The organism is Methanofastidiosum sp. (assembly GCA_020854815.1).
GTDB lineage: Archaea > Methanobacteriota_B > Thermococci > Methanofastidiosales > Methanofastidiosaceae > Methanofastidiosum.
On the sequence record JAHKLW010000019.1, the window covers coordinates 29,158 to 45,649 of the forward strand.

At 34.5% G+C, this 16,492-nt stretch carries 13 protein-coding genes; 7 read left to right on the forward strand and 6 right to left on the reverse strand.

The features are described from left to right. Window positions 1–6 precede the first annotated feature (6 nt). Complete coding sequence (locus KO464_01665) at window positions 7–789, forward strand: DUF1638 domain-containing protein (protein ID MCC7572078.1); 783 nt, start codon at window positions 7–9, stop codon at window positions 787–789. Further along, window positions 782–1,993: a cation:proton antiporter gene (locus KO464_01670; GenBank protein MCC7572079.1), complete on the forward strand. Its 1,212-nt coding sequence runs from the start codon at window positions 782–784 to the stop codon at window positions 1,991–1,993. The genes KO464_01665 and KO464_01670 overlap by 8 nt, the downstream gene beginning before the upstream one ends. Here KO464_01670 and KO464_01675 read toward each other — a convergent pair. The 5 genes from KO464_01675 to KO464_01695 form a co-directional block, all read right to left on the reverse strand. Then, a complete protein-coding gene (locus KO464_01675) occupies window positions 1,958–3,124 on the reverse strand; it encodes a 50S ribosome-binding GTPase (GenBank protein MCC7572080.1) in 1,167 nt (388 codons plus the stop codon). The genes KO464_01670 and KO464_01675 overlap by 36 nt on opposite strands. A 126-nt stretch (window positions 3,125–3,250) precedes the next feature. Further along, entirely contained in the window at window positions 3,251–6,364 is a 3,114-nt protein-coding gene (ileS, locus tag KO464_01680) for an isoleucine--tRNA ligase (protein MCC7572081.1), read from the reverse strand. A 41-nt stretch (window positions 6,365–6,405) separates the two neighbouring features. Beyond that, a complete protein-coding gene (gene priS, locus KO464_01685) occupies window positions 6,406–7,344 on the reverse strand; it encodes a DNA primase catalytic subunit PriS (protein ID MCC7572082.1) in 939 nt (312 codons plus the stop codon). A gap of 8 nt (window positions 7,345–7,352) precedes the next feature. After that, window positions 7,353–9,086, reverse strand: coding sequence for a glutamate--tRNA ligase (locus KO464_01690; protein MCC7572083.1), 1,734 nt, complete (start codon window positions 9,084–9,086; stop codon window positions 7,353–7,355). A 65-nt stretch (window positions 9,087–9,151) separates the two neighbouring features. Next, window positions 9,152–9,364, reverse strand: a complete 213-nt coding sequence (locus KO464_01695) for a hypothetical protein (GenBank protein ID MCC7572084.1) — start codon at window positions 9,362–9,364, stop codon at window positions 9,152–9,154. A gap of 186 nt (window positions 9,365–9,550) precedes the next feature. Between KO464_01695 and KO464_01700 the strand changes: the two genes are divergently transcribed. Continuing rightward, a complete protein-coding gene (locus KO464_01700) occupies window positions 9,551–10,012 on the forward strand; it encodes an Hsp20/alpha crystallin family protein (protein MCC7572085.1) in 462 nt (153 codons plus the stop codon). Between the two features lie 28 nt (window positions 10,013–10,040). On the opposite strand, the gene KO464_01705 is transcribed toward KO464_01700, so the two are convergent. Next, entirely contained in the window at window positions 10,041–11,360 is a 1,320-nt protein-coding gene (locus KO464_01705; GenBank protein ID MCC7572086.1) for an orc1/cdc6 family replication initiation protein, read from the reverse strand. A 511-nt stretch (window positions 11,361–11,871) separates the two neighbouring features. On the opposite strand from KO464_01705, the gene map reads away from it, so the two are divergent. From map to KO464_01725, 4 genes are all read left to right on the forward strand, one after another. Next, window positions 11,872–12,768 carry a type II methionyl aminopeptidase gene (gene map / locus KO464_01710; protein MCC7572087.1) on the forward strand — a complete coding sequence of 299 codons (897 nt, stop codon included), beginning with the start codon at window positions 11,872–11,874 and terminating at the stop codon, window positions 12,766–12,768. A 242-nt stretch (window positions 12,769–13,010) separates the two neighbouring features. Next, window positions 13,011–13,412, forward strand: a complete 402-nt coding sequence (locus KO464_01715; protein MCC7572088.1) for a 4Fe-4S dicluster domain-containing protein — start codon at window positions 13,011–13,013, stop codon at window positions 13,410–13,412. Window position 13,413: 1 nt separating this feature from the next. Beyond that, complete coding sequence (locus KO464_01720; GenBank protein ID MCC7572089.1) at window positions 13,414–15,231, forward strand: aldehyde ferredoxin oxidoreductase family protein; 1,818 nt, start codon at window positions 13,414–13,416, stop codon at window positions 15,229–15,231. A gap of 148 nt (window positions 15,232–15,379) precedes the next feature. Further along, a complete protein-coding gene (locus KO464_01725) occupies window positions 15,380–16,486 on the forward strand; it encodes a permease (GenBank protein ID MCC7572090.1) in 1,107 nt (368 codons plus the stop codon). Window positions 16,487–16,492: the final 6 nt, after the last annotated feature.

Below are 16,492 nucleotides of genomic sequence, written 5' to 3' on the forward strand. Positions count from 1 at the left end.
ATTCTCATGAAAAGAATAGGGATAGTAGTATGCCAGATATTTGAGGATGAATTACTAGAAATACTTGGGAGTTTCCCCGAAATAGACAAGATATTGATTTATTATAATGAAGCCTCTAAAGCATTTCAGGAGATAGCTGCCAAAAATCTCCCTCCAGAAAAATTTAGGATAGTAAGAGAGTTATGTTCTGTGAGATTTTTGAAGAGAGAAAGTGACTTTGAAGTACTTTTGTACCTACTCCCTCTTGCCTTGCATGTAGATCCTCCATTGATAAAAAATGAAGTGGCTTCGGCAGCAAAAGAGTTAGAAAAACATGTTGATTACCTAGTAGTGTTTTTTGGACTTTGCGGGAATTCTCTTGGGGATGTTGAAGCTTTAATGAAAGAAAGCAAGGTAGAAGTTCCAGTTGTTATATTAAAAGATAGTCAAGGAGAAATTGTTGATGATTGTGTTTGTGCATTGATAGGATCAAGAAACAGCTACGTAGAAACAATAAATGAGGAACCTGGCACATGGTTTATGACATACGGCTGGGCAAAATATTGGAGAGAGTTGTCATGCGAGACTGTGGGGTCCTTTGACATCAATAAAATGAAGCTTGTGTTTGATAAAACAGGATATAAAAGAACTGTTGCTGTAGATCTTGATTTTGGAGACAAAGAGCTTTATTATGAAAGATGTAAAGAGTTTTCAGAGATTTTCAATCTACCAGTTTGTCATAAAAAAGGAGACATAAATATATTAAAGAAAGCCCTTGGAAAGGCCATAGAAGAGGTATTAGATGATTGACCTTACAAATATCTTGTTGATATTTTTATTCGCAAAGATATTTGGCGATATTGCAGAAAGGAAAAATATTTCAAGTATTGTAGGCCATGTTATTTGTGGTATAGCATTTGGGCCATTTGTATTGGGGATAATTTATCCTGGTAAAGAAATAGAAGTGCTGGCCGATATCGGGCTTTTAGTGATAATGCTTTATGCTGGACTTACAAGTGAGTATAAGGAATTATTAAAAGCCAAGTATACAGCCATTATTATTGGGGTATTCGGTGTCATTACTTCTTTTGTTTTATGTTTTTCAGTTCCCTGGCTTTTAGGGTTTGGGTTAATTCCTTCCTTATTTGTTGGAATCATCCTTACAAACACTGCTGTTGAGATTATAGGGGGGATGGTAGCAAATGAAAGCAATCAGAACGTATCCCACATCCTCCTTGGGGCTTCTTTTTTTGATGATATAATTGCCATATACCTAGTTGGATTACTGTCAACTATTACAGTTAATCAATCAACATTTAGTCTAGTAGATATAGGAAACGTGACACTAAAAATAATAATCTTTTTTGTAATTACTATTCTGATAAGTGAATTTTTAATTTCTTCTAAGGGTAAAAGAATTGTTAAATATTTAGTTGAAGGTGACCAACACCAGTCCATTATGATTGTATTTATTTTCACACTGGTTTTTGCTCTTTTCGCATCTTTTATAGGGCTTCATGAAGTCATTGGTTCATTTCTTGCCGGCCTTGTACTTAGCAGGATAAAAGAAAAAGAGGACCCAATGTTATCTTTTAGGATTAGATTTAATGAGGTAACTAGTGAGATGAATACTTTAATGAGATTTTTATTTATGCCACTATTTTTTGTATATATCGGGCTTTTGTTTAATCGTGAAAATACTCAGATAAATATTCCACTCATAATTTTATTGTTCATGGGGGCCATGGGTGGAAAGATAATAGGATGTGGTTTGGCCAGTAAACTTTGTAGACTGAACAACAGAAATTCACTTCTTATTGGGGTAGGAATGTGTGGCCGAGGATCTCTAGAACTTGCAATTGTAAGGTATGGATTTTCTAACGGTGTTATATCAAGTGACTTATACTCATCAATAGTGATAGTTACGCTGCTTTCTATACTAATTACACCAATCTTATTTGGTAGATTAATAAAGAAATCAGATGTGAATTTCTATGATGTCTCCGTCCCGTAATACATGATCTGGCCCTACTCTCTGGCCATCAAATTTTGCTGAATCCCCCCAGACCCTAGCAAATTTGAAGTTTTTGTAGAGATTCTTATGAACTTTTTTGGCAGCGTCGAGTGCAGTAGAATCTATTTTCATTGGCATGGCTTCGTTATCAATTTCACTACCTGGAGAACGTGTATAGACCCTAATAATTCCCAAAATAGAAAATATTTCAAAAGGTAAGATATCGAGATTAACATTGTTAATTGCAGAAACTGGGATAACTTTGAAATTTTTTACATGTTTCTCGAGTCTTTCCAGGCCTTCTTTACTTCCAGGCAAATCCCCTTTAGTTCCAATTATAATAGCTTTTTTATATTCTAAAGAACTATCCAAGACTTCAAAGATATCAGTTAAGGTTACAGGCTCTTTAATAGTAATTATGGCATTGTGAACTCTTTCTTCTTGAAGAATCTTTTTAACATCCTGAGAATTGCATTCAACTAGAAAATTCTCACCGATGATTTCAATGCCTCCTGTTGGGATTTTTTGAATTTCTATGTTAGGAACTTTTTTATTAATCCTCAAACCTTTTGCCTCGAGCTCTTTTAATATTAGTTCAAGGTCTTTTGCAGGATCAACTGACAAATCAACTAGAATTACTATAGCATCGACAGCTCTTATTGCACTAATCAATGGCCCGCCCATGCCTTTCCCAAGGGAAACTCCTTCAATTAACCCAGGCATATCAACTAGCTGTATCTGTATACCTTTGTATTGAAGCATTGCAGGTGTAGGCTTAACTGTAGTAAAAGCGTAATGCCCAATATCTACATCTTTTCCTGTAAGCTTGTTTAAAATGGTTGATTTCCCTGAATTTGGAAGACCTGCCAAAGCAACTTGAGCTGCACCTTCTTTCCTAACAAAAAAACTAGTCCCCCCAGAACCGCCCTTCTTAAGTTCCTTTTCCTTTTCGACTTCCTTTTTTAGCTTTGATAAATTTCTTTTTATCTGAAGCTGCATCTTTTCTGTACCCTTGTGTTTAGGGATAGTGCTAAGCATAAGTTCGAGAGCAACAAGTTTTTCTTTGGGAGATTTAGCAGATTTATATGCGTCTTCTGCCTTTAGGTATTCGGGGGTAACATTTGAGGGCATGATATCAAACCAGAGTATTCATATTGATATAAAAAACTTATTTATACCCCTTTAAAAAAATTGAGATTATAAGTTATAGCGTAATGTAGAAATATAGGAAGAGTAAAACATAAACATATATCTGTATCAATTTAGTTTTTTGATTCCAATCAAGAACTTGTCACCGTCTATTTCCCATTCTTTATCAATATAGTTATTATCTTTGGAAAATAGTAAGATTTTGCTTCTTGTTTCTCTCATAATGTAGTCTTCATGATTCTTTAAGTCGGATTCAAAGCTAGATTCAACGTAAGAGTTGATGTATTCCTCTACATTTAGATTTGCTTGTTTTCGCATTTCCTGTATTCTTCTTATAACTTCTCTTGCTATGGCCTCAGACTTCAGTTCTTCTGTAATTACTGTGTAAAGATAGACTTTTCCATTCTCAAACTCGCTTAATTCGTACCCTTGCGGTATAAGATAGTTAAAGTTAACATCTTCAAGGGATATTTCAAATCCATCAAGATTGAAGAGGCCGTCTTTTTCAAATCCGGATTTTATGAGACAAGGATTATGAGACTTTAATAGCTCGACGACTTTTTTTGCATCTCCCTTAAATTTAGGGCCAATTGATTTATGATTTGGAAGGATTTCAAGCTCCTGTATTACTTCACCAATTACTATCTCTTTAACATTAATCTGTTTCTTCATTATGCCAGATAATGTCTGAACAGCTCTTTTCACATTCTCGTCTTGAGTTTCAACTATGGCCTTCGAAATCGGCCATCTTAACTTAATACCAGCTTTTTGTCTGGCGTGAAGAGTGCCCTCAATTATGTTTCTAAGTATGGACATGTTTGATTCCAACTCAGAATCAATCAACGAGGAATCATGCGCATCCCAGTCTGAAAGATGGATTGAGGATTCTCCGACAAAGTTTTTGTATATAGCTTCAGAAATAAAGGGTGATATAGGCGCTAATAGTTTTGATAATCTCTTGAATACATAAAATGAAGTAACATAAGCACTTATCTTTTCCTTGTCGTCACCCTCAAGCCACATCCTTTCCCTCACAAGACGAATATACCATCTTGAAAGATCTTCTAATATGAATTCCTTTAATTTTCTAGGTATAAAATGTAAATCAAGTGTATCAAAGTTTTCTTCAACTTCTTTTGTAAGAGTATTTATTCTAGAGAGTATCCAACTATCCTCGTCTTTTAGATATTTTTTTAGATCCTTTAGGGGTGTATTGATATCAAAGTTATCAAGAGACATGTAAAGGGTAACAAACTTGTAGGCATTCCATAATATGTTAAAGGTTCTGTAAATACTTTCAACGTTCTCCCAGTTGAACTTTAGTTTATCCCAGGGTGCAATCTCCCATAGTAAATAGAATCTTGTGACATCAGCACCATATTTTGCTATGACATCTTTTGGATCAACTACATTTCCAAGAGACTTTGACATTTTCTGCCCAAACTGATCCAAGACGAAATCATTCATCAAAACTTGATTGTATGGGGCTCTGTCAAAAACTATGAAGCTTTCAAGCATTAATGTGTAAAACCAACCTCTGGTCTGATCAAGCCCCTCAGTTATGAAATCCATTGGAAAAAGTTCATTGAATTTCTCACTATTTTGAGGGTATCCTAGAGAACTCCATGTTGAAGCTCCTGAATCAAACCAGACATCCGCTATATCAGGAACACGCTTCATCTTTTCAGAACATTTAGGGCAGTTTAGAGAAACTTCATCGATATAGGGTTTATGAAGATCCTCTGGAACTTTTCCTCCTAACGATTTTATCTCATCAATAGAAGAAACAACAGTAATATTTCCACATGAGCATTCCCATATAGGCAAAGGTATACCCCAGAACCTCTGTCTTGAGATACACCAATCTCTTGCACCTTCAATCCAGTTGTGAAACCTCTTTTCACCGGCCCAATCAGGTACCCATTTTACTTTTTTATTTTCTTTCAATATCTGGTCTTTGATAGCCTCTACCTTTACAAACCACTGGTCAGAAGCTCTGTATAACAAAGGAGATTTACATCTCCAACAGTGAGCGTATCTGTGAAAGACTGAATCTCTGAAAACAAGAAATCCTTTGTCTTCAATATCATCGATAATAAGATCATTGGCATCTTTGATGTAGATGCCCTTATACTTCCCAGCTTCTTCTGTGAAGTTTCCAGTCCCATTTACAGGAGAGAATATTGGAAGCTTAAATTCTACCCCGGCACTGTAATCTTCAGGCCCGTGCCCTGGGGCTGTGTGAACGCAACCAGTACCATCCTCCAATGTTACATAATTTGTAAGGATAATAGTATGTGCATTTGGCTCTTTGAACTGTTTGTGTATTGGTACATCATCATCAAGTATGTGCCTATATTTAAGGCCCAATAGAGCCTCTCCTTTCAAAGTTTCAATGACCTCATAATCATCAACTTCGAATAAGTTCATTAGTTTGTCCAAAAGCTCCTTTGCAACTATCCATACCTCATTCCCTGCTTTTACCCTGACATAATCATACCTTGAGTTTACTGCAATAGCAACATTTGCTGGAATAGTCCATGGAGTTGTTGTCCATATAATAATATATTCATCTTTTCTGTCAACTAAGGGGAATTTGACATAAATTGAGTCATCTTCTACATCTTTGTACTCATCAGTTGACTCATAGCCGGAGAGTGGTGTTTCGCATCTTGGACACCAAGCAACTGTGGCCTTGCCTTTATACAAAAGATTTTTTTCCCATGCTTTCTTAAAGAAGTACCAAGAGGATTCTATATATGAATTAGATAAGGTCATGTAAGGATTTTCAAAATCTCCAATCATTCCAAATCTCTTATAAAAATCAATCCATATCTTAAGGAAAGATAAGCCCCTCTCCTTGCATGCTTTTATGAATTTTTCAGTTCCTATTTTTTCTATATCGCTTTTTGTTTGGGTGCCTAATATTTCTTCAATTTTTACCTCTATGGGTAGCCCGTGCATATCAAATCCTGGTTGATGCCAAACATTGTATCCATTCATTGACTTGTATTTCAGGACAGGATCTCTCAAAGCTCTTGTCCTAGCGTGACCAATATGTGGCAATCCATTCATATACGGTGGCCCATCAAGAAAGAAATATTTAGGGCCATTTGCTCTTAACTGCTTTAATTTAGCATAGATGTCTATATCGCCCCAATCCTTTAGTATTTTTGTTTCTAAAGAAACAGGATTATAGTCTTCAGGAACCTCAGAAACCATGAAGTCAATAACTATAAATGTTTTAAAGCCTTTTGGTAAATCTAATCTTTTCTCTCTAAAACGAACTTTGGCACTGCGTGTTTTAATGGATCAAAATATTCTATATTCTTTATTTCAACACATTTCATTGAAACTTTAGAATGAAGCGTAGACGGGAGTCTCAATATTCTTTTTACGTCAACAGTGACTTTTCCATCAACTAGAGACCCATTAATTCGCTCTATATGTTGTAAGAATTCATTTTTTGTCTTATCCCCAATCCCTTTAATATCTAAAAAATCAACGTGGCGGTCTTTTATTTTTGAGATAATATTTTCTTTCTCTAAAAGAAGTGTATCTACGATATTTTTACTAAAAGGAAGATCCTTATCTTTCATTTTACCAAAGGTCAGAATAAACATTTTTCTGTAAACGGCGGGATACCCATGAGACAAGAAAAGGTCTTTGGGTTTTTTGGAACCTGTTACATATTCTAGTACTTCTGATCTTCTCTCAAGCGGGAGTACTTCTTTATCAACTACTCTTAAGTGATAGCCTCTACCAGAATATACTAAAAATAATCGTTTTATTCCCAAATCCCCCATCATTGTGTCCCGTATATGTAAAACGATTTCCTTGGCTTCCGATAGACATTTTTCACATACATTTCCTTGTTTGCAATCACAGGTTTTAACTACTAGATCTTTTGCATCAATATCAAAAACTAGTTCTGCGCCTTTCCAATCTTCTCGATTTTTAGGTTTAGAGTAATATGAAACACTGGTACAAACTGCATAAGGAAAGTTTTTAATCAGAAAATCTGAAAATTGGCCAACGTTATCAAATCCTTTGTACCTGTCATTATATCCGTTTCCATCATGATCAAACGCAAATTCCCTTTCAGTTATTCGTTCGACTATAAATTCAGGAACATCTTTCTCTTTCCATTCTTCATGGTAATATAGTTTTCTCTCTCTGAGAGAAGCTTCCTTAAACTCCATAAATCACCTTATTTATGAGTTAAAATAACTGTAACTCCCTTCGAATCTATTTTGTCGACTCTTATAAATCCAAAACGTTCAAATTGCACGATGTCGCCTTCTTTTAGAGATGCAATGCCTTCTTCTCCGTATCCGTTAATAGTGGTAAGAGAATTTGGATTAATATCCTCCCCTTCATATAAAATTCCACGGACTATAACAGATACATTGACATATTTATTAGATACCCATTGTATCTTTTTTATTTTAGAAAGTTCATCTTTAGAAGATTTTTCGTCTGTGTGCATAGCTTTGATCAAATTAGGCTGGATATCTATAACGAAGATGTTGTATAGATCTTTCAATCGGAGTATCTGACCTTTAATTATTTCCTTGAAATCATTTCCTGAAATGTAAAATTTACCATTTATATTAATATTTCTAAAGCCCCTATCTATATCTGGATGGCGCCTTAATTGAATAATTTGATATGACGCATCGATGACGTCAAGAGCCATGGGATCGGCGACGAAGTAGTACCTATCAGAAGTAGAATCGATTACTTTTCTGTTAAGAGATTCGATAAGTGACCAATCTATCTCAGGTTCTGATTTTGAAAGGCCAATCTCTTCGGCCACCATATGAATAGCTTCTGGGGTTATGCCTCTTCTTTTAAGACCACGAATTGTTACAAGTCGTGGGTCATCCCATCCGGAGACAACATGTTCTTCAATCAAAGGTCTAATTAGTCTTTTAGATGTTGGCGCTCCCTTTACTGTAAATCTAGAATATTCAATAATCTTTGGATTTCTTAAATTTAGAAGACCTCTTATATAATCTTGTAATTCTATTCTAAGTGTAAATTCATTACTTCTGAGTACATGTGTTACCCCAAGAACAGAATCTTCAATTGCGCATGCAAAGTCATAAACAGGCCATATCCTGTATTTGTCTCCTTGTATCGGGTGAGGATGATCAACGACTCTTAGCATAGTTGGATCTCGCATTACAGTATTTTTCGAAGTCATATCTCCCCTAAGTCTAAGAGAATATTTTCCCTCTTCGGCAGTTTCCATTTCTTTCCAAAGAGAGAGATTGTCTTGAATTGAGTTAGAAACACACGGACAATCTTTTGAATCGTACCTAAGTTTGGATACATACTCTGCATCACAATTGCAAACATAAGCCCTACCCAAATTAATTAAATCTAAGGCATACTTATAGTAAAGTTCCATATCGTCTGACATATTTCGTTCTTCATCCCAAGTTATTTTCAGCCATTTTAAGTCTTGTTTGATGGCATCATAATATTCAAGTTTTTCCTTTTTGGGATTTGTATCATCAAATCTTAGAATTACTTTACCCTCGTATTTTTTAGCATAATAATAATTGAAATAAAATGACATGCCATGCCCGATGTGTGGATATCCATTTGGCTCTGGAGGGAGTCTTGTTACGACTTTTCCCATTTCTGCCCCTTCAAGTGGAGGGAGTGCTTTTGGGCCTTCTTTTTCCCTTGGTTTTTCCGAAAAATGTTCAGGATATACCTGTCTTAGTTTATATTCTATATCTTTGTTAGACATTTTTGAAATCTGAGTAATTGCTTCTTCTACTGATGAGATTACATCCTTTGCCTGTTTTCTCATTTCAGGTAACTCAGCCATGATTTTTCCAGTAACGGCTTTAGAATTTGGAGTACCGCCATACTGAAAGGCATTAATAAGAGCATATTTAAGTGCAAGTTTGCGTAAATCTTCACTCATTTAATCACAAAAGATAATATAAGTTCAATATTAAAAGGTTATCAATTGAATTGATATTAAAAAAATTAATTAAGATTTTTTTGCGATTTTAACTTTTTTATTGAAGGTAGAAAATATGCTGAGCCCATTAGTATAAATCCCAAAAATCCAAATGGGTGAGGTATAATAAATGCTACAAGTATGCCTATACCTGCCAATATCATTCCGTCTCTAGTACATAGAGGACATCCTACTGTTGAACAAGATGTATCCTTATTTATAGAAGATTTTTCATCCATACAAAGCACAAAGCATTAATATTTATAATAATTTCCGTGAATTATTTATCACATAATAGTTTTTGTATTTTATATTCCAATAATTAATTATTCTATTAAATTACAGAGTTATAAATTGAAAGCGAAAGATTTATATACTTAATGTTAGGTTAACATATAGTGTAGGAAATACACGAGGTGAATCAAATGACTTGGTTTGATGTGATGGAAGATATGAGAAAAATGCAGGAAGAAATTGAGAGAGCGTTTCCTGAGTTTTGGAGAAGAACTCCTCTGCTAATTCCTGGAGAGTCTAAAGAAGGAGAAGTAGTAAAATATAGAAGACCATTGACAGATTTGAAAGAAACTGAAAATGAATTAATAATGGTTCTTGAAATGCCCGGTATAACAAAAGATGACATTGACATAAAAGTAACAGAAGACTCAATTGAGATAAAAGCAGAAAAGAAATATGAAACTAAGGAAGAAGATGAGAAAAAAGGATATTTTTTCCAGGAAAGAAGATATCAAGGATTTTACCGATCAATTCCATTGCCATCTGGAATAAAGGCTGAAGAAACCGAAGCTAAATTTGATAATGGCATACTAGAGATAACGATGAAGAAAGCAGAAGAAAAAGAAAAGGCGCTAAAAGTAAATGTCAAATAATTTTACTTTATTTTTTTAATTATTTAGTCTAAACAAGTCTATGTTGAATTGGAGGTACATAACTAGCTACTTTCTTGATTTTAAAATCATTTTCTAAAAGAGATTTAATCTGTAATGGCGGAACTCCCAAGGATATTTCTCTTGTTCTCCCATATCTTCCCTTACTAACAACTTTTGCGTTTAGAATACCAAGCATATCCAGTTCTGATATCAAATCAGATACTCTTCTTTGAGTAAGATTATCAAGTTTCAAAATATTGCTTAAGTCTTTGTATATGTTAAATACATCTCCTGTAATAATCTCCCCAGGCATGTATTTTTCTAAAAGGTATACAGAATAAAGAATAAGTTTTGATTGTGTGGGAAGTGTTTTAATTACTTCAGAAATTCTATCCTGTTCAATTCTATCCTTTGCAACTCTTACGTGAGGTTCTGTAACTTTTTTGGCATTTTGTCTTTCAGCTATCTCACCGGCTGTTCTTAAGAGGTCAAGAGCCCTCCTAGCGTCTCCGTGCTCTTGAGCTGCGAAAGCTGCACAAAGTGGTATTACACCAGGAGTGATTGCTGATTCATTAAACGATATTTTTGACCTATCTTCCAATATATCCATTAGTTGCGGTGCATCATAAGGCGGAAATATAATTTCCTCTTCACCAAGAGAGCTCTTCACTCTAGGGTCCAAAAACTCGATGAATTTTAAATCATTTGAAATGCCTATGATACTGACCCTAGCGTTTTCCAAGTCCCCATTAATTCTCGTTAAATTATAAAGAACATCATCTCCTCCTTTTTTGAGGAGCTGGTCAACTTCATCAAGAATAATAATAACAAGTTTCTTTTCACTATCAAGACTCTGAGAGAAAACGTCATAGATTTTATCTGTAGGCCAACCCGTAAGGGGAACTGACTGACCAAAGTATTCGGATAATTTTGATAGTAGCCTATATTGAGTATCTACTACTTCACAATTAATATAAATAAAAGTAATTGGCATATCCATTTTAACATTTGAATTAAGATCAGGTTTTGGAAGTCCTGTATTACAATCAATTGAAGGAGAAGTTTTCAAAAATGCCTTCCCACCAACTTTTTTTACAAGGCCGTTTCCAACATATTTTACAACGACTGTTTTACCTGTCCCAGTTTTACCATAAACAAAAATATTTGAAGGTGTTTCACCTTTAAGTGCGGATACTAATATAGCTGCAAGTTTTTCAATTTCATTTTTTCTATGTGGTAATATTTCAGGAGTATATGAATGGCGTAAAACTTCTTTATTTTTAAAAATTGAATTAGACAAAAGAAGTTCATCAAATAAGTCATCGAGTGATGATTGTTTATTTGACATGAAATCTTCAACACTTGAAGCAATAGTATATTGTAGCTCCTCTTTGTCTGAAACTTCAGAGAAAGTTTTTGTCTTAGAATTTTCGTCGTATTTTAAAGGTATTCCTGCGTTGTCACCATTCAATTATATCACACTACTACTTTACTAATAACTATCCTTTTTATATATTTCTCCCACCCCCTTATTTCCTTTGGAGATTTACTTTAATAAAAAAAATTTGATTGAAAAGAAAAGAATCTGCACTATTTTAAAGAAACAGAGGTTAATTTGGCCTTTTCTATAATAATATCTTTTAGTTAAAATTTAAGATTATATAGATTTAATCTGTGTTTGTTTGCTCAAATGATTTTTATGATAGGAAAAATTTATATAGTTAAAAAAACATATTTAATTAGGAATCTATAAAAATTTGTATTAGTTAGTAAAAACAAATAATAAAAATTTGTTTCGAGTGGAAGTAGAGGGGTATCCCTGTAAATAATAATTTAAATGAATATTCCATTATTCTATTATGCAAGACAATGATACTTACTTTGAAAGCTATCAAAAAGCTGGAGATATACTTAAGATTGTAAAAGAAGAATCAAGAAAACTAGTTTTAAATAATTACAAAGTAGTTGACTTGGTAGAATTTATAGAAAATAAAGTCATTGAAATGGGTGGGCTGCCAGCCTTTCCATGTAATATTTCTATTAATAGCGTAGCTGCACATTATACTCCGAATATCGATTCAGATTTAGTTCTTAAGAGTGGCGATTATGTAAAGATCGATATTGGATGCCATATCGATGGATGTATTGCTGATACTGCATATACTGTTAAAGTCGATGAGAATGATGATGATCTTATAAAGGCTTCACAAGAGGCCTTAAAAAACGCAATAGCAGCAGTCGAACCCGGCGTTAAGACCAATTATATTGGAAAGATAATAGAAGAAACAATTAAAGATTTTAATTTTAATCCGATAAAAGAACTTTGTGGTCATGGTCTTAGGCCTTATGTTCTCCATTCAGGGATCACAATACCAAATTACAATAGTAACATTGGAACAAAACTTAAGGAAGGAGACACTTTAGCAATAGAGCCTTTTGCATCCACTAAAGCTGGAAAGCTTAAGACTTCTGAAGAAGTTTACATTTTTAAATATCTTCAAGATAGACCCCTAAGAGATCCTGGCTCAAAGAAACTATTGAATGTTATTAAACAAAACTATAGAACTTTGCCTTTTGCAGAGAGATGGCTTGAAAAAAATCATGCTGGCCTTAAAATTAACTTCTCTTTGAGAACACTTATTAGGGCAAATGTTATTTATCCTTATAATGTATTATTAGATAGTGAAGGAGGATTGGTGTCTCAGGCTGAAAATAGCTTGATTGTAACTTCAAGTGGCTGTGAAGTATACACCTAGATAATATGATATGTATGATTTGTGGAAAACAGGTCATTTACCCATATATATGCAGACTTTGTGGAAGAACAATATGCATATCATGTGTTTTAGAAGGGCAAATCTGCAAAGAATGCATAAAAACTGGAAAAAAATTTAAATAAAATATACTATTCGTTATATTTATTTAAACATATCGCTAATTCCGAAACTCTTTTATATGAATAATTATTAACAAAACACAATCCTAGGGGGTAATTTTAATGAAACACATTGTTTTCGACGAAAAGAAATGCGCCGGTTGTAACCTCTGTGAATTATTTTGTTCATCCAAGTGGTACGATGCATTTAATCCAAGAAAATCTAGAATTAGAATTAAAACGGAAGATTATGTTGAGCCTAACTATAGCGTTTGTTTACAGTGCGACGATGCCCCATGTGTCGAAGCATGTCCAACAGATGCATTAGTAATTGATCAAGACTTAGAAAGAGTCGTTCTCATTGAAGATTTATGTATTGGTTGTAGATTATGTGTTAGAGCCTGCCCGTATGATGGTATTTATTGGCATAAAGATTACAAACTCCCAATTAAATGTAATTTATGTGAAGGGGATCCCGAATGCGTAAAGATATGTCCCAAAAAAGCCCTTGAGGTAGGTGAATAAAATGATTTATAGTTATACAGGTAAAATATTACATATAGATCTTACAACAGGAAAAACTGAAGTAGAAACTCCAAATGAACAATTTTATAGAAAATGGCTTGGTGGAAATGGATTTGTTATAAAATACCTTTATGATGGTCTAAAAAAAGGAACTGATCCTCTAGCTCCTGAAGCAGTTTCTGTTTTTGCATCTGGCCCTTTGAGTGGTACTTTGTCGCACGGTGCAGGTAGAACCCACTTTGGAGCGAAATCTCCTCAGACGGGATTACTTGCCGATAGTAGCGCTGGTGGAGGGCTTTCTGCAATGTTAAAATATGCAGGATATGACGCAGTTGTAATTAAAGGAAAAGCTGCTTCACCCGTAATGATAGTTATTAATAACGATAAAGTTGAGATAAGAGAAGCAGAGCGATTCTGGGGGCTTTTGACAATAGAAACACAACACAGACTCAAAAAAGAATTAACGCCAGAATATAAAATAGCCTGTATAGGACCAGCAGGTGAAAAGTTGGTACCTATGACTTCAGTTATTACTGATACTAGAGTTGCCGGAAGAAGTGGTAACGGGGCTGTTTGGGGATCAAAGAATCTTAAAGCTGTAGCTATATATGGGGACAACGACGTTAAAGTAGCGGACATGGAAAAAGTAAAAACATTATATGCTGAATTTGCTCAGAAGGCGAAGGAAACTTTAGTAGGTCTTTCAAAATACGGAACTACCGCTCTCCCTGCAAGTATTAATGCATTTGGAGGTATGGGAACAAGAAATAATCAGTTCGAAATATTTGAGCATGTTGATGGGATCGGAGGAGAAACACTTAATACCCAACATTTAATTAGACATAGATCATGTTTTAGTTGCTGTATCCACTGTGCAAAAGACTTCAAAGTCAACAAATGGGACAGTGTTTCTGAAGGGCCTGAATATGAAACTCAATTTTCTTATGGTAGTATGCCAGCTATAGCTGACGCTGATTATGTAATTGCGGCAGACAGACTTTCAGATGAGTATGGAATAGATACCATTTCTACAGGCGTAACTGCTTCAATGGTCATGGAGTTAATGGAGAGAGGTCTCTTAACAGAAAAGGACACTGGTGGCAAAACATACAAATTTGGCAATGGGGAAGATCTCTTAGAACTAGTTAGAATAATTGGAGAAAAGAGAGGGAAATTTGGAGAATTACTTGGAAAAGGGACAAGAGCACTAGCAGAAAAATTAGGCGGCGACGCTTATAAGTACGCATATAATGTTAAAGGCCTTGAACCTGCAGGTCACTCCCCAAGAGCCCAAAAGACAATGTCGGTAGGATATGCAACCTCACCAAGAGGAGGAAGCCACCACGATGCAAGACCAATTGAATATGGATTACCTCCTGAGAAGAGAAACACGACAGAAGGGAGAGCATTGAATGCTTTTAATACACAGAACTGGACATGCCTAGGGGATTCACTTGTAGTTTGCCACTTTGAAGAGAAGATATATGGCACATCTGTTGCTCAAGTGCATTCGGACTGGATAAATGCAGTAACTGGGTGGGACACAACTCTTGACGAAGTAAAATTAATGGCAGAGAGAATATATAATCTTGAAAGATTATTTACTATCAGAGAATCGGGAAAAGCAAGAACTGGTGACACGCTTCCATGGAGAGTCATGAACGAGCCAATCCCATCAGGAACTTCAAAAGGAATGTATACTACACAAGAAGAACTTGACAAAATGCTCGATGAATACTATGATCTTAGGGGCTGGGACAGAAAAGGAGTTCCAACAAAGGCAACATTAAAAAGACTTGGATTAGAAGAGTACTCTTAAAAAAATATATTTTTCTATTTTAATTAATTTTTAAATCAACTATTTTTATATTATATTTCATTAATATCTCTTTAATTACTCAGTTTATTAATAATAGAAAAGTTTATATATAAACTAATAATTATATGTTTAAATAGTGGTAGTTATTATGAAGGATAAATCATTTTTCATAGTTTTAATTTTATTTTTCTTAGGAATATTTTTCATGCCAATCAATTCTCCAGTATTTCAAGAATCATTATTTAGCGCCTTTTACCTTCTTCACGACTATGCAAGATTACATTTTCTGACATGTTTAGTTCCTGCAATGTTTATCGCTGGCGCAATAAGTATTTTTGTAAAAAAAGATGTTGTATTGAAATATCTTGGCAGTGAAAGTAGTAAACTTTATTCTTATTCAATAGCATCTGTTTCAGGATCTATACTTGCGGTATGTTCTTGTACCATACTCCCACTATTTGCATCAATTAGGAAAAGAGGTGCAGGATTAGGGCCTGCAATAACTTTCTTGTTTTCAGGACCTGCAATAAATATCGCCGCTATATTTCTTACTTTTAGTGTTTTAGGATTTGATATTGGATTAGCTAGAGTTATTTCTGCAGTTGGGCTGTCCATTATTGTTGGTTTATCAATGGCCTTAATTTTTAGAGAGAGATCGGAAGGTGGCAAACTTTATTTAGAAGAAAGTGCACAAGTTTCAGTTTCCTCAAAAATATTATCTATGTTTTTCTTATCATTAATAATGATCCTAGTAGTAAATGGTTTATCAATAGGCCTGCCTCTGAAATATACTCTCACAGGGATTCTAGTTTTAATCGTGGCTTTAATCGTGATTTTTAAGTTTTCTAAAGAAACTTCAAAGTCATGGCTCAATGAAACATGGCATTTTGCAAAAATGTTAATCCCTCTTCTTTTTATTGGTGTCTTTATAGCCGGATTCATAATGCCATTACTCCCACAACATTTGATAGAGCAGATAGTAGGTAAAAATAATCTCTTAGGAAATCTAATCGCTTCTGTCTTTGGAGCATTTATGTACTTCTCAACGTTGACTGAAATACCTATATTACAAGCACTAATATCAAAAGGAATGGCCAAAGGCCCAGCTCTGGCCTTATTATTGGCTGGCCCTAGTTTGAGTTTACCTAATATGCTCGTGATTAGAAGGGTATTGGGTTCCAAAAGAACTATAGTTTATGTAATCCTAGTTGTTATATACTCCACAATCGCCGGATTTATATTTGGTATTTTATAATTTCTT